At 70.1% G+C, this 18,639-nt stretch carries 25 protein-coding genes; 22 read left to right on the forward strand and 3 right to left on the reverse strand.

Annotated features, from left to right (window positions below; genetic code table 11):
- The first annotated feature begins 157 nt into the window (after positions 1-157).
- The 16 genes from ABZY91_RS16975 to ABZY91_RS17050 all read left to right on the forward strand — a co-directional run bounded on the left by ABZY91_RS16975 (position 158) and on the right by ABZY91_RS17050 (position 12,706).
- A complete protein-coding gene (locus ABZY91_RS16975) occupies positions 158-481 on the forward strand; it encodes a hypothetical protein (protein WP_355403124.1) in 324 nt (107 codons plus the stop codon).
- Positions 478-696, forward strand: a complete 219-nt coding sequence (locus ABZY91_RS16980; protein WP_355403125.1) for a hypothetical protein — start codon at positions 478-480, stop codon at positions 694-696. The genes ABZY91_RS16975 and ABZY91_RS16980 overlap by 4 nt, the downstream gene beginning before the upstream one ends.
- The gene (locus ABZY91_RS16985; RefSeq protein WP_355403127.1) at positions 693-1,106 is read left to right on the forward strand and encodes a hypothetical protein; all 414 of its coding nucleotides are present in this window, start codon (positions 693-695) and stop codon (positions 1,104-1,106) included. Before ABZY91_RS16980 ends, ABZY91_RS16985 begins: the two co-directional genes overlap by 4 nt.
- Positions 1,103-2,395, forward strand: coding sequence for a hypothetical protein (locus tag ABZY91_RS16990; RefSeq protein WP_355403129.1), 1,293 nt, complete (start codon positions 1,103-1,105; stop codon positions 2,393-2,395). The genes ABZY91_RS16985 and ABZY91_RS16990 overlap by 4 nt, the downstream gene beginning before the upstream one ends.
- 115 nt (positions 2,396-2,510) lie before the next feature.
- The gene (locus ABZY91_RS16995) at positions 2,511-2,999 is read left to right on the forward strand and encodes a hypothetical protein (protein ID WP_355403131.1); all 489 of its coding nucleotides are present in this window, start codon (positions 2,511-2,513) and stop codon (positions 2,997-2,999) included.
- A 95-nt stretch (positions 3,000-3,094) separates the two neighbouring features.
- A complete protein-coding gene (locus ABZY91_RS17000) occupies positions 3,095-5,047 on the forward strand; it encodes a hypothetical protein (protein ID WP_355403133.1) in 1,953 nt (650 codons plus the stop codon).
- A 43-nt stretch (positions 5,048-5,090) separates the two neighbouring features.
- Entirely contained in the window at positions 5,091-7,232 is a 2,142-nt protein-coding gene (locus ABZY91_RS17005; protein WP_355403134.1) for a hypothetical protein, read from the forward strand.
- 189 nt (positions 7,233-7,421) lie between these two features.
- Positions 7,422-7,640 carry a hypothetical protein gene (locus ABZY91_RS17010; protein WP_355403136.1) on the forward strand — a complete coding sequence of 73 codons (219 nt, stop codon included), beginning with the start codon at positions 7,422-7,424 and terminating at the stop codon, positions 7,638-7,640.
- A gap of 107 nt (positions 7,641-7,747) precedes the next feature.
- On the forward strand, positions 7,748-8,227 hold the full coding sequence (locus ABZY91_RS17015; protein ID WP_355403138.1) for a hypothetical protein: 480 nt from the start codon (positions 7,748-7,750) through the stop codon (positions 8,225-8,227).
- Between the two features lie 94 nt (positions 8,228-8,321).
- Entirely contained in the window at positions 8,322-8,885 is a 564-nt protein-coding gene (locus ABZY91_RS17020; protein ID WP_355403140.1) for a hypothetical protein, read from the forward strand.
- A 228-nt stretch (positions 8,886-9,113) separates the two neighbouring features.
- Positions 9,114-9,851, forward strand: coding sequence for a hypothetical protein (locus tag ABZY91_RS17025; RefSeq protein ID WP_355403142.1), 738 nt, complete (start codon positions 9,114-9,116; stop codon positions 9,849-9,851).
- 119 nt (positions 9,852-9,970) lie between these two features.
- Positions 9,971-10,336 (forward strand): hypothetical protein, encoded by a 366-nt coding sequence (locus ABZY91_RS17030; RefSeq protein ID WP_355403144.1) that lies wholly within the window; start codon positions 9,971-9,973, stop codon positions 10,334-10,336.
- A gap of 5 nt (positions 10,337-10,341) precedes the next feature.
- Entirely contained in the window at positions 10,342-10,779 is a 438-nt protein-coding gene (locus ABZY91_RS17035) for an RNase adapter RapZ (protein ID WP_355403146.1), read from the forward strand.
- Positions 10,776-11,558, forward strand: a complete 783-nt coding sequence (locus ABZY91_RS17040) for a hypothetical protein (protein WP_355403148.1) — start codon at positions 10,776-10,778, stop codon at positions 11,556-11,558. The genes ABZY91_RS17035 and ABZY91_RS17040 overlap by 4 nt, the downstream gene beginning before the upstream one ends.
- Before the next feature lie 140 nt (positions 11,559-11,698).
- The gene (locus ABZY91_RS17045) at positions 11,699-12,109 is read left to right on the forward strand and encodes a hypothetical protein (protein WP_355403150.1); all 411 of its coding nucleotides are present in this window, start codon (positions 11,699-11,701) and stop codon (positions 12,107-12,109) included.
- Between the two features lie 132 nt (positions 12,110-12,241).
- Positions 12,242-12,706 carry a transcriptional regulator gene (locus ABZY91_RS17050; protein ID WP_355403152.1) on the forward strand — a complete coding sequence of 155 codons (465 nt, stop codon included), beginning with the start codon at positions 12,242-12,244 and terminating at the stop codon, positions 12,704-12,706.
- A gap of 7 nt (positions 12,707-12,713) precedes the next feature.
- Here the strand turns inward: ABZY91_RS17050 and ABZY91_RS17055 are convergent, their stop codons facing one another.
- Positions 12,714-12,842, reverse strand: coding sequence for a hypothetical protein (locus ABZY91_RS17055; RefSeq protein WP_355403154.1), 129 nt, complete (start codon positions 12,840-12,842; stop codon positions 12,714-12,716).
- A gap of 40 nt (positions 12,843-12,882) precedes the next feature.
- On the opposite strand from ABZY91_RS17055, the gene ABZY91_RS17060 reads away from it, so the two are divergent.
- From ABZY91_RS17060 to ABZY91_RS17075, 4 genes are read left to right on the forward strand one after another with little or no spacing between them, the layout of a single operon-like run.
- Positions 12,883-13,299, forward strand: coding sequence for a hypothetical protein (locus tag ABZY91_RS17060; RefSeq protein WP_355403156.1), 417 nt, complete (start codon positions 12,883-12,885; stop codon positions 13,297-13,299).
- Positions 13,292-13,957 carry a hypothetical protein gene (locus ABZY91_RS17065; RefSeq protein WP_355403158.1) on the forward strand — a complete coding sequence of 222 codons (666 nt, stop codon included), beginning with the start codon at positions 13,292-13,294 and terminating at the stop codon, positions 13,955-13,957. The genes ABZY91_RS17060 and ABZY91_RS17065 overlap by 8 nt, the downstream gene beginning before the upstream one ends.
- Complete coding sequence (locus ABZY91_RS17070; protein ID WP_355403160.1) at positions 13,954-14,166, forward strand: hypothetical protein; 213 nt, start codon at positions 13,954-13,956, stop codon at positions 14,164-14,166. Before ABZY91_RS17065 ends, ABZY91_RS17070 begins: the two co-directional genes overlap by 4 nt.
- Positions 14,163-14,768, forward strand: coding sequence for a hypothetical protein (locus tag ABZY91_RS17075; RefSeq protein WP_355403162.1), 606 nt, complete (start codon positions 14,163-14,165; stop codon positions 14,766-14,768). Before ABZY91_RS17070 ends, ABZY91_RS17075 begins: the two co-directional genes overlap by 4 nt.
- A gap of 179 nt (positions 14,769-14,947) precedes the next feature.
- Here the strand turns inward: ABZY91_RS17075 and ABZY91_RS17080 are convergent, their stop codons facing one another.
- Complete coding sequence (locus tag ABZY91_RS17080) at positions 14,948-16,006, reverse strand: hypothetical protein (RefSeq protein ID WP_355403164.1); 1,059 nt, start codon at positions 16,004-16,006, stop codon at positions 14,948-14,950.
- Positions 15,999-16,685 (reverse strand): hypothetical protein, encoded by a 687-nt coding sequence (locus ABZY91_RS17085; protein WP_355403166.1) that lies wholly within the window; start codon positions 16,683-16,685, stop codon positions 15,999-16,001. Before ABZY91_RS17085 ends, ABZY91_RS17080 begins: the two co-directional genes overlap by 8 nt.
- 395 nt (positions 16,686-17,080) lie before the next feature.
- Between ABZY91_RS17085 and ABZY91_RS17090 the strand changes: the two genes are divergently transcribed.
- Entirely contained in the window at positions 17,081-18,076 is a 996-nt protein-coding gene (locus ABZY91_RS17090; protein ID WP_355403168.1) for a hypothetical protein, read from the forward strand.
- Entirely contained in the window at positions 18,073-18,585 is a 513-nt protein-coding gene (locus ABZY91_RS17095) for a hypothetical protein (protein ID WP_355403170.1), read from the forward strand. The genes ABZY91_RS17090 and ABZY91_RS17095 overlap by 4 nt, the downstream gene beginning before the upstream one ends.
- The last annotated feature ends 54 nt before the right edge of the window (positions 18,586-18,639 follow it).

Genomic DNA, 18,639 nt, shown 5'->3' on the forward strand with positions numbered 1-18,639 from the left:
CACTACCGCCATGCCGCTGACCGGGTGATTTGCTCGGGAAAAGGCACAGCGGGCTTCGGGAACGCGACTCCCCTGGCCCGCTGCTGGACGGTCCCGATCAACCTCAATCCAACTGAGGGAGTGAACCGCCGTGCGCACTATGCTGCCCTATTCCGCCGTGCAGACGCACATCGACCCCAGCACGATGGCCGATTTCGTGGCCGAGATGATGGTCGAGTACGACCTCTTCGAACTCTCCACCGAGATGGGCGTTGACCTCCTCGCCTTCGCCGAGCACGTGCTCGGCGAGGACGCCGAGGAGCGTGCCGCCCGCCTCGCCGCCGCCGCGGACATGCTCGCCGACGACCCCACGCTGTACGTCGAGACGTTCCGCCTCGCGTCCCGCTCGCTGGGCTCCGCCAGCTCGAACCGGGACGCCGCGATCTACCTGCTGCCCACGGCCGGCGCTCGCCTCACCAGCACCCGGAGGGCCGCCGCGTGAGCGACGACAGGATGGCCCTCCTCATGCCCCTCTTCTACTTCCGGACCGTCCTCGCCGCTGCCTTCGCCGGCTGGATGACCGCGACCCACGCGAACCCGACCTTCACCGTGGAGCAGACCGCGATCTACGCGGCCATCAGCTTCGGCTTCGCCCTCTGGGCCCTCAACGAGGGTTGGGCGCGACTCCAGACGCAGGTTCGGAGGTTCGGGCGATGAGCTACACCCGCCGCACCTTCGGCCGACTGGCCGTCGCCGCCCTGGACTTCCTCTTCGAGCCCGTGAAGAGCGCGGGGCTGCTGGCCGCGCTTGGCGCCGATCTGGTGATCTGGCCGAACGACATCCAGCGTGTCGCTGAACACCGTGGCCTGTTCGTGGTCGTCCTCGGTATCGTCGCCGCGCTCGACGCCATCGCATGGTTCTGGCCGGCGCCGACCGAGCCGGTCGAGTTCGACCCGTACGGGATCTACGACGAGCACCTCTTCGACAATCCCGAGATCCCGCTCCTGTCGGCCGACCAGGCCGCGGCGAAGCTCTGGGCCCTCGGGCTGCCGGCCGCCGAGATCGCCGCCATCTTCGACATCCCCCAGCACAGCAGCACCACCCGCATGAAGGAGATCACCCCGTGAGCACCGACCTGTCCGACTTCTACGCGGAGAAGCGGCGTGACCGCGCCGAATCCGCCGAGCAGGCCAGAAAGGACAAGGCCGCTGAGGCTCAGCTCCGACGCGACGAGGCAGCGACTGCCGCCGAGCTCAAGCGCCAGGACGCCAAGGCCGCGGCGGAGCTCAAGCGCCAGGAGCGCCGCGAGGTCGAGCAGCGCAAGAAGCGCGAGAAGGCCGAACGCCTGGCCCGCCGTCAGCAGCGGATCGAGTCGGCCCGGACGTGGCTGGCGGAGGAGTCCGACACCGCGTTCTCGATCGCGATGATCGTCCTGGCCGTGGTGCCCGCGATCATCTCGCAGGTCGGTGCGCTCGACGGCAAGACCGACACCGGGTCGGCTGTCTCGCTGGCGCTGATGCTGGAGCTCGGCGCCTGGTCAGCCACCGTGGGCGCGTCCAGGGCGATGCGCGACGGCCGCCCGGTCACCCCGTACCGGCTGGCGATGTGGGGATGCGCCGCCGTCGCCGCGGCGATCAACGTCTCCCACAACGGCGGACTCGGCTCCTGGTTCGGCTGGGTGATGGGCGCCGCGTCGCTCGCCGGCGTGGGCTTCTGGGAGCTGAGGTGCGTCGGGCGCCACGGCACCAGCCGCCGGACCAAGGCCCAGCGCGTCGAGGACAAGCAGCGCGCCCGGCACACCAAGATGCGCCGCAAGCACTTCCCCGACCTGTGGACGCTGGCCGACCGCATCCTCGCCGACGCCGAGTTCGGCAGCATCACGCAGGAGCAGGCGTGGGAGCAGGCGCGGGAGGTCTACCACGGCACCACCAAGCCCGGCATGACGCCGGCCGTCGTGGCGATGCGCAGTGTTACCCGCCGACGGATGGAGCAGGCGCTGGCCGTCGATGGGGAGGCCGACCCGCTGTTCCCCGACACCGTGCCCGACGACCTTCTCCGGCAGTTCCGGGGAACCTACGGGACCGTCTACCGCTCGCCGCTCAACGGTGACGAGGACGGCGACGACGGCCCTACCGGACTGAGCGTGCAGGGTGTACCCGCAAAGCCCTCCGGCGGCCCCTCTGAGGCGGCCGAAACCCTTGGGGGTAAAGGGAAGCGCGCCCTTCGGCGTCTGGCGCAGAAGGGCGACAGCAGGCCGCTCGATGAGGCCGATCTCGCCCGGGTTCGACTGCTCGCCGAAGGCCTCGGCGGTAAGGGCAAGCTGTCCGCCCGCAACGTCCGCGAGGCGATCGGCTGCCGCAACGACTACGCGATCCGACTGCGTGACGCGATCAAGAACGAGGACGTCGAGCAGTAGCTCGGCCGGGGGCGGGACGGGCCACTCGTAGAAGGGTGTCCAGACCCACGAGAAGAGCAGCCCGCCCCACCCCGCATACCGACTCGATCAACGAACCAACGAGGGAGCGGTCACCATGATCCGCATCATCACCGCCGAGACGTACAAGCACCTGCTGAGCCGTGAGGTCGAGGCCCGCAAGGTCGCCGGCCTGGAGGAGGAGCTGCTCGACACCACCGATCAGCTCGACACCTACAAGTCGCAGCACACGGCCGACATGCAGCGGCTCACCGAGCTGACCGATGAGGCGAACGCCCTGCGGTACGACTTGGCCGCCGAGAAGGACAAGCTCGCCGAAGCGGAGCGCGCCAAGGGTGCCATCGCCGCCGAGTACCGCCAGATGCTGGCCAATCCGGCGAGCGAGTTGCGCGGGACCCTGGCGGTGACCTTCATCAAGGAGATGGTCGCCATGGCCAAGGAGAAGGGCCACGGCGACGCGTCGTACATCGACCTCCTGGACGCGCTGATCGTCCAGCCCGCCGCTGAGGCCCAGAGCGCGAAGAGCACCGCGCCCGACTGGGTCGCCTCGCAGCAGCAGTACCGCGTGGCGCTCGATCAGGTCTGACCCGCTCCCACGCCCAGACGACAAATGCGGCCCCGGCATCAACTTCCTACGGTCCTGCCGGGGCCGCGTCCTTCCCGAAAGAAGGTGTGACCATCATGGCGAAGACCAAGACGCCGGCGCCAATCGCCGCCCCGGCTGACGACTCGGTATACGTCGTCGCCCCCGGAATCTCGACGCCGGCCCCCGCCGAGCAGGTCTCCGAGGTGAAGACCCCGAAGACCCGCGCCAAGGGCGGCGTCGTCCCTGCGCACCACACGCTGATGACGCTCTCCAACGTGGCGATGGTGGCGGGCGGCTCGCTCTACCAGGGCGGCGGAGTGGGCGGCGTGGCGATCGCCGCCGGCGCTGCCGGCCTGATCGGCACCGTGGCCGCCGCTCGTCGGATCGCCTCTCCCCCGGCGAAGAAGTCGAAGGACTCCGGCGGTGCGGGCTCGACGGCCGCCAAGCTGGCCCGGCTCCGCAACGGCTCCTCGAACGGCTCGACCGGGAACTCGGGCTCGAAGAAGGGTGGCGGCCTGTTCGGCGGAGGTTCACGTGGCGGCTCGACGCCCGGCTCCTCCGGCTCGGCCTCGGGCCTGCGCCTCCCCGGCCAGACCAAGGGCGGTGGGTCCGCCGGTGCGGGTGGCGGATCGGGCTCGAAGGGCGGCGGCCTGTTCGGCGGGGGCACCACGAAGGACGGTGGCTCGGGCTCGAAGGGCGGCGGCAGCTCGAAGAACTCGAAGGATGCTGCTGGGCGCGGTGGCCGGGTTGACGCCGGCAAGTCGAGCGGCGCCTCCGACAGCAACAAGAAGAGTCGCAAGGGGAAGGCCGCCGGCACCGTGAAGGCCGCGGCCGACCGGATCAAGCGGGCGACCGACCCCGTGGTCGAGCCGGTCAAGAAGAAGGCGGAGAAGGTGGCTGACAAGGCCGCCGATCGCCGCGACGACCCGGTCAAGGCCGCCAAGCGCGAGGCGAAGAAGCTGGCCCGCGAGGCGAAGCAGGCCCGCAAGGTCGCCAATTCGCCGAAGGCGGCCGAGAAGAAGGCCGAGCGCAAGCGCAAGGCCAAGCACGCCGGGCGCATGACCAAGGCCGGCGTGCTGGCCACCGGCGGCGGCCTGTGGAACACCCTGTGGAACCTGATCACCACGGGCAAGCCGGTGGGCTTCTTCAAAGCCTTCCGCATCATCTGGAAGCGCCGCGCCGAGCAGGCCCGCGCCGAGAACGACGCCGCCAAGGCCGGCGGCATCACGGCGACGAAGGTGGACGACCCGGGCAACACCCCGGCGGCCGGCTCCACCAGCTCGACCACCACCACGGCCCCGGCGACCACGCCGGAGCTCATCATTCCGAGGGGTGCCATGTCCGCGTTCGCCAACAATGCCCAGCAGGTCCAGGACGCCTACAGCCGCTACAGCGCGCCGAGCATGATGTCCGTCTGGGCGGAGTACAAGGGCCTGCCGAGCGGCATCCGCGCCGCGGCCGTCGCGGTCCTGGCGCTGGCCACCAACACCAGCGACAAGTACCCGGCCAGCAAGAAGGTGGCCGCACAGGTCGGCGCCGTCTACGCCCTGGTCCTGCAAGCCGCCAAGGTCGCGGACGAGATCGGCCCGAACTTCGGCCTGGTGCACGACCACGACATCATGCGGCACGTCGCCCCGCGCAACGGCTTCACCGGTGAGCAGATGTGGAACCTGGGCGCGAAGCGCGGTGACGGCTCCACCGGCAACGAGGTCAGCGTCTTCGAGCTCGCCGCGCAGGCCACCGCGACGACCTACACCCGGTACTCGCCGCCGGACATGATCGCGGTCGGGGTCGAGTACAACGGCCTGCCGACCGGCCTCGAAGCGATCGCCGCCGCCGTGCAGCACCTCGCCACCCGGTCGGCCGACAACTTTCCGGTAGACCCCCGGATCGCCGAGATGGTCGGTGCCGTCGCCCGCCTCCTGCGGGCCGCCGCTTCCGCCGCTGCCCAGATCACCCCGCTCTTCCGTCGGGAGCACGCCACCGACATCTCGAACCACGAGAAGCCGCGCAACGGGCCGGCCGCCGAATCCATGTGGAACGTCTGAACCTCCCCGACCGGCACCCCGACTACCCAAGGAGCACATTCTCATGAGCAGCAGCACCGCCGGCCGGTTCCTGGACTGGAACAAGAAGGCCACCCCCGGCTGGATCACCGCCACCGCCACCACGGGTGCACTCGCCGCCGCCGAGCTCGGCCACCTCAACCACATGCCGTGGATGGTGCCGGCCGGTGTCGGTGCGGCCGGGGCGATTGGCCAGCTCATCGCCACCACCAAGCGCACCCACAAGGACGGGAAGGACGTGGTGAAGACCGGCCTCGCCTTCCGAGCGGCCTGCTGGCTCGCCGGCGGCGGCTGGACCGCCTTCGCGCTGGGCACCGGCCCGTGGACGTGGGGCAACTTCGGAATGCTCACCGCCGGCTCCCTGGTCTGCTGGGGCCTGGGCGCTCGGGTGAACGAGGCGGAGGAAGTCACCCGCGAGGTGCGCGTCGAGATGCGACGCAAGCTCGCCCGGGACAAGAAGGCCGCCGAGTGGGTGGACCGCATCCGCCGCGTCTGCCGCATCGAGCTCCTGGACGAGAACGGCGACGCCGAGGTGGGCATCGAAGACTGGAAGAGCGGCACCGGCTACACGGTGCAGCTCAACCTCCGTGAAGGCGGAGAGTCCTGGGAGGACATCAAGCGCCAGGCCGCCGCGCTGGCCGCCGACCTCGACCTGCCGATGGGCTGCGGCGTGGACGTGGCCATGGGCCGCAGTCGCCGCGCGGTGATCCTGCGGGTGAGCACCGTCAACGTCATGGGCCAGGACCTGCCCTTCCCGACTGACTACAGCCCCACCACCATGCAGAACCCGGACGGCACCGAGAACCCGATCGCCATCGGCAAGCACAGCGACGCGGCCGACGCGCTGATCGGCCTGCTCGACAACTGCGGCGTGGCGATCGGTCAGGTCGGGTCCGGCAAGACCAACCTCCTCAACGTCGTCAACGCGCAGACCCTGCGGACGACCGACACCCTGGTCTTCCACCTCGACGTGACCGGCGCCGGCGTCTCCCTCCCGTGGCTCCGGTCCTGGGCCCTGCTCGGCCTGGTGGACCGACCCGTCATCGACTGGGTGGCGCCGACGGTCGCTGAGGCTCGCAACATGCTGACCTTCTGCCTTGAGGTGATCGCCGCCCGCAAGCGCGGATACCAGGACCGGATGAACGCCAAGAACACCGACAAGCTGCCGATCGGGCCGGATGTCCCCGAGATTCTGATCATCGTGGATGAGGTCGCCGAACTCCCCAACGAGATTCACGAAATGCTCGACTCGGTGACCAACACCGGCCGCGCGGTCCGGGTCCGTGAGCTGATCTGCGGCCTGCGGGCAACTCAGGACGTGATCACCGCGGCTATGAAGAAGCAGGCCAAGAGCCGCATCGGGATGTTCGTCACCGACCCCGAGGAGCTCTCGCACCTCTTCGCCGGATACCAGAACCTCGACACCGCCGAAGCCCCCGAGCCGGGCACCGGCTTCGTCTCCTACCTTTCCGACCGGGCCCGGGCGTTCAAGGCCTTCCGCATCAAGCCTGAGCAGATCAACGAGATCGCCGTCGCGGTCGCCGGCCGCCGGCCCGCGATGGACCTGCTGTCGGTGGGCGTGCCCTCGGGGCACCTCTACTCGTCCCGGTGGGCGCGCACGCTGCCCCTGCTCTACCCGGACGCCGCCCTCGCCCCGGCGGTCGAGTCCTACCTGCAGAGCACCGGCTCGGTGTTCCTCAACTCGGCCCCGAGCACCGGGCCGCTCACCGTCGTGCTGACCGACCCGGACAGCGGGGAGACCTACGTCGGCTCGACCGGGGACGACACGATCGTGGGCGGCGACGCCATGCGCGATGCCATCCTCGCCGCCGCCGCTGCCTTCGACACCGAGAACACCGACGGGGATGACGACCCGGCTGGCCCGGAGACCACCACCGAGGAGGAGATCCCGCAGGACCTCCCGAAGGTGGACATGACCCGCCTGGCCAACTGGCAGGACCTCGCCCTCGCCTACCTCATCGAAGCGCAGGCCGACGGGATCAGCGCGGCCGACATCGCCGACAGGCTCAACTCGGCCGGCCACCCCACCACCCGTCAGACCGTGTCCGGCTGGCTGTCCCGGATGGCCGCCAAGGCGGAGGCCCGCCAGATCAAGCAGGGCAAGAACGTGGTCTACGTCCACTCGAACTACACGCACGGAGCGTAACAACACGTCGTGTCGGTCGTGTCGGTCGCGTAGCCGACACGACAGGAGAGGGGGCCAGGGTGCCCCGCAGAAGCCCCTGACCCCCTCTTTTGCGCCCTGATCCAGGCGACACGACCGACGCGACCGACACGACGAAGCCTCCACCGCCCCCAATCTCACCCAGCGTAACCAATTGAAAGGACCGACCCCATGAGCGTGCTCAGCGGCCTCATCAAGACCCGCACCGCGAAGCAGGACCCCGCCAAGGAGCTCACCGAGGAAGGCCTCAAGATCATCGAGGAGATGCGCAAGGTCGGCGAGCGCGACCCGCTCCAGGCCAACCACTACGCCACCCTGGCCACCGCACTGTTCACCGCGGCCACCGCCGTCATTGCGCTCGACGCCCGCAACGACGTCGCCCGGCGCTGACCCGTCTACGACCGTCGCCCTCAGTGGTGGACTCGGAAATTCAGAGTCCACCACTGAGGCCGGCGGCCGGCTGACCGGCCGGACCGACAATCACCGAGGGGAACCCCATGACCGACCACCGCACCGCCGCCGCCGAGCTGCTGGCCAAGGGCCGGATGAGCAACGAGGCCGACGCCATCGTGCACGCCCTGCTCGCCCAGGTCGACGCCTCCGACCGGATGGCCGCCGCCTTCGAGCGCATGGCCGACAGCCTCACCGACGACGCCGAGCAGGCCGAAGCGAGCAAGGCGACCTACCGGGACCAGGACGAGGCCCGACGCGCGGCGGAGGCCCTGGCCGAGGAGCTGGAGGAGAAGGCCCTCGACGTGCTGTTCGACCAGGGCGCGAAGGGCTGCACCGCGCTGGAGTTCGCCGACCTGCTCACCGGGCGCGGGATCGAGGCCACGCGCAAGGTCCGCGAGCGGTGGCTCGACAGCTGGTCCTTCGGCGACTCGGCGATCCGCATCTCCGCCCGCCCGGGCGGGCTGCGGACCTACATCCACGCCGCCCACGCCCCGGCGCCGGCCGACGAGTTCGACACCGTCTGATCCGGCATCGAGCTCCGTGCTCCTCGGCTCCGGCCGAGGGGTGCGGAGGCCGACCGGCCACAGAACCCCCCAAGGTCCACAGGAAGGCACCGCCATGTCCGAGACCGAGATCTACCAGCCCGCGCCGATGAACCTTCAGGCCTACCTCGCGCAGCAGCAGTACGCGGCGCCCCTTGTCCAGACTCAGCCGTTGCAGCCGTACTACCTCACCGACCCCGCCACCGGTCAGCAGGTCGTGGTCATGGGCACCGCGCAGAGCGCGCTCTACCTGCACCAGTCTGCCGCGCCGGTCATGCAGCAGGTGCCGGCCGCCGGGGTGACCGTGGATCGCGGCGCACTCTTCCCTCGGTGGGCTCGACGGGCCGCTGTGATTGTGGCTCTTCTGTGCGCGATCGCCTGGGGCGCCGAGAAGGTGTTCGCCGCCGCGGACCGGGCGCTCGCGCACCTGCTCCACTTCCTTGCCGAGCTGCTGACCGTCGTTGGCGAGGGTCTGTTCCTGCTCGGCCTGGCGGTTGCCGCCGGGGTCTTCATCAAGGCGGTGGCGTTCGGCGGCTCCGAGAAGAGCACCAAGAGCGCCAAGGGTGCCGACGCTGGCCCGACCTTCATTCAGAACGCCAGCGGCCTGTTCGCCCGCAACGTCATCAAGAACAAGTGGTGAGCGTCCTCGCCGTCGGCGCGAGGTGAACGGCCGTCCGTTCCACCGAAGGGGGCGACTCGCGACCGCGGGCCGCCCCCTCGCCCGTTCGGGTGACACGCGATCGTGGGGCTAGAAATGCAGACTCAGAGTCGGCATACTCTGTACATGCCGACCCTGAGTCTGCTTTATTGGGTGGGCAGCAACGAGAACACAACCGCCGGGAGCCTCCCGGCGAAAGGACGGACCCCCATGCAGCAGAAGACCTTCACCGCCACCGCCGGCCCCGTCGTCACCGCCATCAGCAGCATGACCGGCGTCATCCGCGCCATCGTGGTCCCTGGCCTGACCCAGGCCCGCGTCACCGTCCGGACCGCCGACGACAGCGGCCGTGCCGCCGACGCGGTGGCCGGCGCCGAGATCCGGCAGGACGGGCGCCTCCTGAGCGTCGTCGTCCCGCCGGTCGAGAGCGGAAACACGAGCTTCAACAACGGCTCGACGGTCTTCCAGAGCTTCGGCACCGTCCACCGCGGCGAGGAGGTCGTGGGGATGGTCATCGACGGAGACTTCAACGTCGCCGGCGGCACGGAGTTCGGCCAGCCCCGCACCGGAAAGGCGGCCAGCGAGATCGACGTGCTGTTGGAGCTGCCCGAGGGCAGCGACCTCGGGGTCCGCACCGAGCTGGCCGCCACCATCAGCGCCGGCGGTGCGCTGCGCAACGTCGACCTGAAGTCGGGCGTCGGCAGCGTGGTCCTGGACCGCGTCGTGGGCGAGCTGACGGCGAAGACGGGCACCGGCTCCATCCTCGTCCGCGACTACGCGGGCACCCGCGCCACGCTCAAGACCGGCGTCGGCACGATCGACGTGCACGTCTCCAACGACGCCAGCGGCGACCTCAGCGCCATGTCCGGCGTCGGCAACGTCGCCGTGCGCGGCGCCACGCACCTGCGGGTGAGCGCGAAGTCCAGCATCGGCCGCGTCACCCGATGACCGGCCCGGGGCGGTCGGCACAGCTTGCCGGCAGAGGCGACCGCCCCGGGTGCACCCAACCAGCTCCAACGCGGAGCGGGAGGGACACACCCATCCTCCCAGCCACCAAGGAGCACCAGATGACCCCCCGCCCGAACGCCGAAACCAGACGGGCCGCCCGCGAGGCGATCGAGGAGCTCAAGAAGGTCCGCGACAAAGCCCACGCCGATGCCGAGATCGCCAAGGTCGAAGCCGACAAGGCGATGTGGCAGGCGATCGACGCGCTGATCGCACAGGGCAAGGTCCTCCAGAGCGACGCCGCCACCGCCACCGCGTACTCGCGCGACCACGTGGCCAAGCAGACCGCCCGCTACCGCGGGGCAGTGACTCAGCCGACCCGCTCAGCGCAGGACGGCCCGGGAGACAGTCCCGCCGGGCCCGATCTCCCGGACGCCGGTGCCGATCGCAGCACCGATCAGCTCGACACCACCAACCAAGAGGAGTAACGGACATGACGTTCGGCCACCGCACCTACAGCGGCCTGATCCAGGTCGAGATCCAGACCATCGGCACCCTGCACCCCGGCGCCCTGGAGCTGATCGGGGACGGGCTGTACTTCGACTTGGGCTCGAAGTTCCGTAACCCCCACCACGACCCGGCCATGCGGTACCGCACCGGCCTGGACCCGGAGGTGCGGGAGCACGTCCTCACCACCGACGGCGTGATGCACATGGTCGAGCGGATCGCCGAGAGCGCCCGGGGCGTGCTGGCCGGATACGCCGACAGCCGGCACCAGCTGGTCCGGGTGACCATCGCGTGCCGGGGCGGCCGGCACCGGTCGGTCGCGGTGGCCGAAGCGGTGGCTGAGTACCTGCGGGCCGGCGGGGTCGGCGTGGATGATGTCATCCACCGCCACATCGAGCTGCCCGTGGTGGAGAACCAGAAGTGAGCGGCCTCGAACCGCGCGCACGACGCGCTGAGGAAGACCCGTGGGCAGCGTTCTGGGTCGGCGACCAGGTTGCCGTCACCGGCGGCAAGTACGCCGGGCGGCGCGGGAACGTCTTCTACGTTCAGACGGACGGGTTGGTGCTGGTCACCGGTATCACCAGCACGGTGCGCGAGGCGGTGGTGGGCGTGCCGGCCATCAGCCCGGAGCACCTGATCCGCACCGGCCGGGCGCCGTTCCAGGTCGGTGAGCAGGTGGACGTGACCGGCGGCCGGTACCTCGGTGGGTCCGGCCCGGTCTCGGCGGTCCAGTCGGACGGCTCGGTCCAGATCGCCGGGCTCGGCGGACTGTGGTCCGTACTGGTCGGCGACCCGGTGGTGCGGCCCGAACTCCTGCACCGAAAGACATCCCAAGACTGCGGCGACTGCCAGGGCGACACCTGCCTGACCTGCAACGACATCCCGGGATCGTCCGAGGTGCACGACGCCTTGACGCAGCTCGGCGACCTGGCCCACCTGATCCCGGCCGCAACGGCAGCCCTGCAGCTGGTTGCCGCCGCGATCCGCCACGGCGGCGCCGACCAGGCCGACGTAGTCGAGGCCGTGAAGGACAGCGGTCTGGCCGACGCCTTCGCTGGCATCTTCGACGCCGCTTCCGATGCGGTGTTGGACGAGCACATCGCGGCTGGCTTCGACCCGAACGACTTTGACGTCCGCCTCGAAGCCGACAACCTCACCGCCGTCGGCAGCGACATCCGCCGGGCGATCTCCCCGCACATCTGAGACCGGCGCCACAGCTCCACCGCACCCGCAGTGCACACCGCACCACCCCGCGGCGGCAGGCTCGACTACAACCCCGTGGTCAGCCCGCCGCCCGGCCCGCACAAGGCGGGCCTGGATCACCGACAGGGAGAACGCCACCCATGACCACTGCCACAGACACCCCCGCCGGCCGTGTCCGGCACTTCATGAGCCTCAACCCCCGCTCCCCCATCGCGGCACGGCTGACCAGCCCCTTCGAAACGATCGAAGTCACCGTCGCCGACTTGTCCGCGGTGGTCTCCGGCAGCGCCACCAAGGCGCAGGAGAGCAACGTCAGGGTCTTCTGCGAGGAGTACGAGCGCCGCATGGAGATCGACCACGACGGCGTGAAGCTGCTCAAGGAGGACGTCCGCACCTTGCTGGACTTCCTCGACCCCGAGCGGCTCGACCCCGCCGACGTGGTCGACGTGACGCTCGACTGGCCGGAGGGCAGTGAGGGCTTCCGCCTCACTCGCCGCCAGCTCGGCGAACTGCTGGTGCAGGCGGAGGCGCTCGCCGCCGAGAACGACTGACGTAAACACCGCATCCTGCGGGACCAGACGCAGCAGGATGCACACCGACGGTCCTGATCAACCCCGAGCGGGGCGGCCCACTTTCCACGGCCGGCCGCCCCGTCCACTCCCAAACAAGGAGCACACGCCATCATGCAGCACACCAACAAGGCCGCCAGCTTCGCCGCCACCTACGCCCTCCTGCGGGCCGCCGGCGCCGTCGCTGACCACTGGATTCAGACCAGCGAGCAGAGCGTCACCAAGGGCAAGCCGGGCCATGAGGGGCGGGCCGCCTGTGCGGTTCACGTCGCCTCCTACGTCGGCGCCCAAGGCCTCGCACTGGTGGCCGGCAACCGGGTGCTCGGCCTGGGGATGCGGCCGAGCCGGATCGCCGCCGCGCTCCTCATCTCCGGTGCGACCCACTACATCGCGGATCGCCGTCGCCCGCTGGAGCGCCTTGCCGAACTCACCGGGAAGGCGGAGTTCTACCACCTGGGCGAGGACACCGTGAACGCCAAGGGCGAGCGGGCGTACCACGTCGGTACGGGCGCTTACCAGCTCGATCAGTCGTATCACCACCTGTTTGAGGCTTTCGCCGCAATTGTCAGTACGGTCTGATACACCGTCACCCGGCGCGGCGGCGAACCCGCCGCGCCGCCCAGGTCTCAGCGTCCACGTTCAGCACCACCAGCTGCTGGACGCGCGACTGCCCCGGGCGCACGTAGTCGAGCAGGTCCCGCACCTGCTCGGCCACGGCCGCCCGGCCGGTACCGACGTAGAAGGGAAAGCGACAGATGACCAGCCCCCGCCCCTCCGAGACCGCCCAGAGCGCCGTGGAGGCGATCCGCGAACTCAACCACCTGACGCTCAACCGCAAGATGACGGCCCCCGAGATCAAAGCCACCGTGCAGGAAATCACCGCGCTGGTGGACCACCTCCCGCAGCTGTTTGAGCAGCTGGCCAGGCAGCTCGGCAGCCGCCAGGCGGAGGGGGCCATCGAGATGGACACGCAGGACGACCCGGCCGTCATCGTCCCCGAGGTACTCGCCCGGCTCGCCGAAGCGGCCGGTCTCACCGAGCCCGCCAACCGCATCACCTACGGCACCCCGGCCGGCCCGCTGAGCAAGGCCCTGCACGACGCCGCGTCCTCCCTGTACCAGATGTCCCACAAGGGCAACCTCGACGGGTACAAGGACAGCGCCGATGTCTGACGCGCTGGAGACCCACCTGCGCTACGACGCGCTGGACCACAAGGCCGACTGCAAGCGCCCGGCCTTCGAGATCGAGTACCGCCAGACCACCGGCCGCCGCAACTACCCGGCTTCCGGCCACAAGTGCACCGCCGGGCAGACCGACGAAGACGGCTACGACTGCGACCACGGCAACTCCTTCTCCAAGACCGTCCTGCGCGTGATCTGCCGCTCGTGCGAGCAGGCGTACAGGATCGACGGTGAGTCGGTGAGCCTGACCTCGATCGACCTGGACAGGCTCGACGTGGACCTGCACCCGCGCCGCACGGCCGGGCTGTACCTCTACAACGGGCCCTGCAAGAACCTCTACAACGGCAACCCGGAATGGGTGCTCGCGGCCCACGCCGAGAACGCCGGCCACTTCCCGGTCGCCGAGCAGCACGTCGCCGGGGCCATCTTCTGCGGCTTCACCAAGCGCGGCGCCGTCGAATGGTCGGCCGTCGCCGGACTCGTCGTGGACCCGAAGCAGCCCTACAACGACTTCTTCCGGCACAGCTGGGTCCGCCGCAGCGCCGACCAGAAGTTCCGAAGCCTGACCGCCGCGGCGAAGTGGATCGCCGAGCAGAGCGCCGAACTGCGCGCCGAGAGCGCGGAGACCGGGCAGCAGGCCGGCGCATGAGCGCGGCCGACCTCCCGCCGGGGCAGCAGCAGCCCGGTGTCCAGCCGGTCGACGTCCGCCTCATGGGCGAAGAGCAGGCCGTGCGCCGTCTGGTCGAGGCCCTGGCGAAAGCCGCACCGTGCGGCCCCGCGACCTACCGCCCGATGCGCGGAAGCACCGGCACCCGCGCCTACTTGAGCGTGATCGTTCCTACCGAGGAGCCGAAGTGACCGACACCATCTACAGCGACACCGCCACCAAGGCGTACAGCTCGGAGTGGGCAGGCGAGAAGTTCACGGTCGTGCCCATCCCGGCCGGCAGCCCCGGGATTCACCTCCTGGCCAAGCTGATCGGCATCGACACGCCGGCCGCGACCGAACTCCCGGTGGAGGCCGTCAAGCAGGCCGCCACCGACACCGGCCGCCAGCCCCAGCAGCGCACCCTGCTGCGGGTCGCCGCGCAGCTGCTCGACCAGGCGCACCGGGACAGCACGGTGACCGCGACCGGTTGGCAGGCCTTGGTCGAAGCCCGCGAGCACCTGGTGCGCGCCTGGAAGGTCGCGCCGGGCGCATGGGGCTTCTCCTCCAGCCCGGACGGCACCGCGCAGTGCAACATGTGCGGAAACCGATCGCCCGACCTCCGGCAGGACACCACCGCGCCGTACGCGGCCGAGACGGTGCTCAAGGACTGGTACGACGCCCATTCGGACCTCTGCCAGCCCCTCCCCCGCCCGAGGTGCCGGGGATGCGACGCCTGCGGCGGGTGCGCCGCGGCACCGTCGCCGATCCACTCCTGTAACCGCTGCATCTGCCACGACGGGGATCACGAGTAGTCCCGTCCAGCTCCTAGGCTGAACAGTGAAGGACCCCGGGCAGGGTAAGTGCCCGGGGTCCTTCACTTTCGCAGGATATTCGATCGGCGATGCGGGGCCCTTCGACGCCCCGCCTGCCGTGTACACCCGGTATCGGCCCGGGCGGTGCCGCTTCTACGCGGCGGCCCGGGGCCGGTAGGTCAGGCTCCGGGGTTGCTGAACGTGGCCGCCGGAACCGGCGGCTCGCCGGCCTGCTCCGGGATGGGCGTCTCGGCGGTGCCCGCGGCTTCGGCCTTGGCGGCTTCCTCAGCGGCGGCTTCGGCCTTGCGCTTCTCCGCGGCCTCCTTGGCGAGCTTCCTCGCCTCTGCCCGCTCGGTGGCCTCCGCCTTGCGGGCGGTCTCCTTGTCGATGGCGGCCTTGGCCTTCCGGCGCGCCGCCGAGAGGTCCTTCGCGCTCTTGGTCAGAAGCTCAGCCAAGGCATCCAGCTGAGCCGTTACCTCGTCCGGGGCAGCCTTCATGGCCCTGCGCAGGGCGTCGGCATCCGTGACGCTGGCGGCCTTGGCGAGGATGGCCGTGCTCACGTTGTGGATGCGCTTGGCGGCCACGTGCGTCGGGACGGGAAGGGGCGACTCTGAATTTCCGAGTTCCCTCGGACCGGTCAGGAATCCGAGCTCCCGAGCGACCTGTTGCAGGACAGCCTGCGTCGGCCGGGGGCGGGCCGGATTCTTGGCGGCTGCGGTTGCGACCAGCTCTCGGGCAGCGTCCTTGCCCCGCTTCTCCAGAACCTCGGCCACGACCTTGCGGGCGGACGCCCGGATCAGCAGGTTGGCGACCTCGTCACCCAGTGCGGACAGGGCGCGGATGCGCTTCGAGTCGGCGATGAGCTCGAAGACGTAGGTGTCGTCCACCGACAGCACGTCGGCGCCCCACGTGCCGAAGTTGGTGTAGCCCGCGGTGACGTGGAGCTCGTTCGTCTGGGCCACCTCCAGGATGATGCCCTTATTGAGATTGACGTAGCTCTCGACGTACCGGCCCTTGGCGTCGATCTCGTCCAGGAGCAGGCGGACCCACTCAAGCTGTTCTTCCTTGGTCTCCGCGGCGAGATCGTCCACGGTGACGACCCGCTGGTTGACGAAGAAGCCCTTGGTCTCCTCCAGCTCGGCCGGCGGGTTCTCGATCGCGGGGTCCACCGGCACATCGACACCCGACCCGCGGCTCGTGCGGGTGTTGCGCTCGCGGTCCGTGCGGGGGTTAGCCATTCTTCTTCACTGCCTCTCGGAGTAGCTCGGCGGCGAGCTGGGACATGGCATCGTCCTGGGCCAAGCGCAGCGGCTTGCCCAGGGCCTGGCCGTAGCCGTCGCGCCCGGACTGGTTCGGGATGGTGGTCTTCAGGACGGTCTGCTTCTCGGCTTCGAGATCCGCACGGAACTCCTCCGCCATGGCCGTTCGGGCATCGGTCCGGGTGAGCAGGACGACAACCCGGGGGGCCCTGCCCGTGAGGGCGAGCTGCTCGACATGACTGATGATCGACCAGATCCGCTTGAACTCCGCCTTCGTCGGCTGCATGGTGACGACCAGGAGCTCGGAGGCCGCCAGCACGGCAAGACAGCCGTTACCCCGGTGACGCATCCAGGCGCCGGAGTCCATCAGGCCGATGCCGTGCTTCGGCGTGATGCTCGTGATCTCACGCAGGACACCCGAAGCGGCCGGGGCCCGGTGGACCGAAGCACCGAGGTCGTGCTCGTCCGACCACTCAAAGAGGCTGCCGTCCTCGCTCTCTCCGGGAACGTCGGCATCCATGCCGGCGCACGGAATGCCCCAAGCCGACCAGTGGCCAAGCATGTGCCCGGCGATGGTGGACTTGCCGTCCCCGCCCTTGCCCACTATCCCGATACGACAGCCTTCGGGAGGCAGCGGATTCACGATCGTCTCAGTCATGGATGGCAGGCTATCGGGGTCGGCTGGCCTGACCCACTCTCAGTGCGCAGTGTCCCCCGGGAAGGTTGCTCCGGGAACACAATCTGCCCGCTGACGACCGATGTCAGGACGGTTGTTTCACCCGCCAGGGTGGCCTTCACGCGTCCGGGCCCGGTGCGCCGACCCGGTGCGCTACGGTATTCACCATTCACCACCAAGGCCGGAGCGCTGGCCGAAGCCCTGCCGTCCGGCCCACGACCGGCGGCACCGCGGCAGAGGTGTGAGGGACGGGGATCTCCCCGCTGACCCGGACACCGCGCGAGAGCAGCCCCCTTGCACGTGGTCTACCTGTAGCCGACGCTCCCCTTTCGCGCGGCCGGGTCGTGGGACCGATCGCCGCGCCGGAAAGGCACGTCATGCCCAAGAGCGGACGCGACAAGAAGCGGGACGCCCGCACCCGCAAAGCCCGGACCGGAGCGCCCCTGAGCGCCGCCACCACCGGCACCGCCCACCAGCACACCGCCCCGCCGCACCTTGCCGCGCTGCTGGACGACACCGACCCGAACCGGGTCTACTCCCGCGCCCTGACCGCCCTCGACGGCACCGCACAGCAGGACCAAGCCCTCAAGCTCGTCGGTCACCTCCTCGGCGCCTGCGACGTGAAGTGCCGGCCCTGCCAGGACAGTGCCGCAGCGCTGGCGGTCAAGGCGGTGCCCGCGCCAGTCGTCGCCCTGGCCGCCGCTGTCTACGCCACCCACCCCGGCCCCGGCTGGGTGGCCTCCGAGACCACCCGAGCCCTGTGGCCGGCCATCCGCGCGCTGGCCGACCGCGGACATGCCGACGACCTGGTCGCCGCCGCGGCCCGACTGCTGCCGGGCCAGCGCCGCGAGCTGCTGGAGGACACCCTCGACATGGCGATGCTCACCGGGATGACGCACGAGCAGATCGTGGAGCACATGCCCCCGGTGGAGGTCATCACCATCCCGGTTCCCGAGCCCGAGCCGGACACCGAAGGGACGTACGGGGTCCTCGTAGGTCAGGTCACCATGGGCGACGGTCGGCCCCTGCCCATGCTGACCCTTTACCCGGAGACCCCGACCGCCGGCCTGGACGACCTGCGCCGGCGCACCGACTGGCGCGATTGGGACGGCATCACGCTTCCCCCGATCGACTTCAACTGGCGCCTGCGAACCGACATCGCCACCAGGTCGCTGACCGAGCTCGTCCACATCGACAGCGAAGGATGGGACGGCGAACTCCTCTGGCGGGCCGGCGAGAGCGTCACCCTCCCCCAGCCCTGGTGGGACCTGCTCGACCGAGCCCAGCACGTCCTGGTCGTCGGTCCCAGCGACGACAACGGCCAACCCGTTGCCGGCGCCACCGCCGTCCTGGCCCGAGTGAGCTTCAATTGACCGGGCCCCAAGACGCGCTCCTGACCTTGACCGCGATCGGACGCCGCGCTGGCGTCGGCCGCGTAGCGGTTGCGACCTGGCGACGACTGCACGAGGACTTCCCGCCCGCGGTCGGCGGGAGCGAGCAGAGCCCCCACTTCGACGCCGATCAGGTCGACGCCTGGTTGCGCCTCCACGGCAAGGTCAGCGACGACGACGAGGCGCCCCCGACGCCGCCGGCTCGCATCGACTTCGGCGACGGCCGGGTCGTGACCATGAGAGCTCCACGCCTGGCCGACCACGGAGACCGGCGGGAACTGGGCGGGTACGTCGACCCGGACGTGTCGGTGCCTTGGCCAACTGCGACCGTGCGGGTCGAGATGACGAACGCCGAGCCGTTCGAGGTGGCGGACGCTCAGATCGACTTGAAGTCCTACGGGCAGCCGTGGCGGTACCTGCGCCTGAGCTGGCGGACCGCTGCTCGTACGGCCGCTGATCCGGAAGGAAGCATCAGCCCGGCCCGACCTTGATCGCACCACCAGCCGGATGCCGGCAAGCGAGAGGGCGGCGACTCCCCGCGGGGA

The sequence above is a fragment of the Kitasatospora sp. NPDC002965 genome, from assembly GCF_040611255.1.
Lineage (GTDB): Bacteria > Actinomycetota > Actinomycetes > Streptomycetales > Streptomycetaceae > Kitasatospora.

Excerpts from the sequence above, each read along its gene's own strand:
- ABZY91_RS17025 (WP_355403142.1), top strand. The coding sequence starts at position 9,114 with ATGCAGCAGAAGACCTTCACCGCCACCGCCGGCCCCGTCGTCACCGCC.
- ABZY91_RS17050 (WP_355403152.1), top strand. The coding sequence starts at position 12,242 with ATGCAGCACACCAACAAGGCCGCCAGCTTCGCCGCCACCTACGCCCTC.
- ABZY91_RS17030 (WP_355403144.1), top strand. The coding sequence starts at position 9,971 with ATGACCCCCCGCCCGAACGCCGAAACCAGACGGGCCGCCCGCGAGGCG.
- ABZY91_RS16985 (WP_355403127.1), top strand. The coding sequence starts at position 693 with ATGAGCTACACCCGCCGCACCTTCGGCCGACTGGCCGTCGCCGCCCTG.
- ABZY91_RS17035 (WP_355403146.1), top strand. The coding sequence starts at position 10,342 with ATGACGTTCGGCCACCGCACCTACAGCGGCCTGATCCAGGTCGAGATC.
- ABZY91_RS17080 (WP_355403164.1), bottom strand. The coding sequence starts at position 16,006 with ATGGCTAACCCCCGCACGGACCGCGAGCGCAACACCCGCACGAGCCGC.
- ABZY91_RS17090 (WP_355403168.1), top strand. The coding sequence starts at position 17,081 with ATGCCCAAGAGCGGACGCGACAAGAAGCGGGACGCCCGCACCCGCAAA.
- ABZY91_RS17010 (WP_355403136.1), top strand. The coding sequence starts at position 7,422 with ATGAGCGTGCTCAGCGGCCTCATCAAGACCCGCACCGCGAAGCAGGAC.
- ABZY91_RS17045 (WP_355403150.1), top strand. The coding sequence starts at position 11,699 with ATGACCACTGCCACAGACACCCCCGCCGGCCGTGTCCGGCACTTCATG.
- ABZY91_RS17065 (WP_355403158.1), top strand. The coding sequence starts at position 13,292 with ATGTCTGACGCGCTGGAGACCCACCTGCGCTACGACGCGCTGGACCAC.
- ABZY91_RS17085 (WP_355403166.1), bottom strand. The coding sequence starts at position 16,685 with ATGACTGAGACGATCGTGAATCCGCTGCCTCCCGAAGGCTGTCGTATC.
- ABZY91_RS17015 (WP_355403138.1), top strand. The coding sequence starts at position 7,748 with ATGACCGACCACCGCACCGCCGCCGCCGAGCTGCTGGCCAAGGGCCGG.
- ABZY91_RS17005 (WP_355403134.1), top strand. The coding sequence starts at position 5,091 with ATGAGCAGCAGCACCGCCGGCCGGTTCCTGGACTGGAACAAGAAGGCC.
- ABZY91_RS17000 (WP_355403133.1), top strand. The coding sequence starts at position 3,095 with ATGGCGAAGACCAAGACGCCGGCGCCAATCGCCGCCCCGGCTGACGAC.
- ABZY91_RS17060 (WP_355403156.1), top strand. The coding sequence starts at position 12,883 with ATGACCAGCCCCCGCCCCTCCGAGACCGCCCAGAGCGCCGTGGAGGCG.
- ABZY91_RS17020 (WP_355403140.1), top strand. The coding sequence starts at position 8,322 with ATGTCCGAGACCGAGATCTACCAGCCCGCGCCGATGAACCTTCAGGCC.
- ABZY91_RS17070 (WP_355403160.1), top strand. The coding sequence starts at position 13,954 with ATGAGCGCGGCCGACCTCCCGCCGGGGCAGCAGCAGCCCGGTGTCCAG.
- ABZY91_RS16995 (WP_355403131.1), top strand. The coding sequence starts at position 2,511 with ATGATCCGCATCATCACCGCCGAGACGTACAAGCACCTGCTGAGCCGT.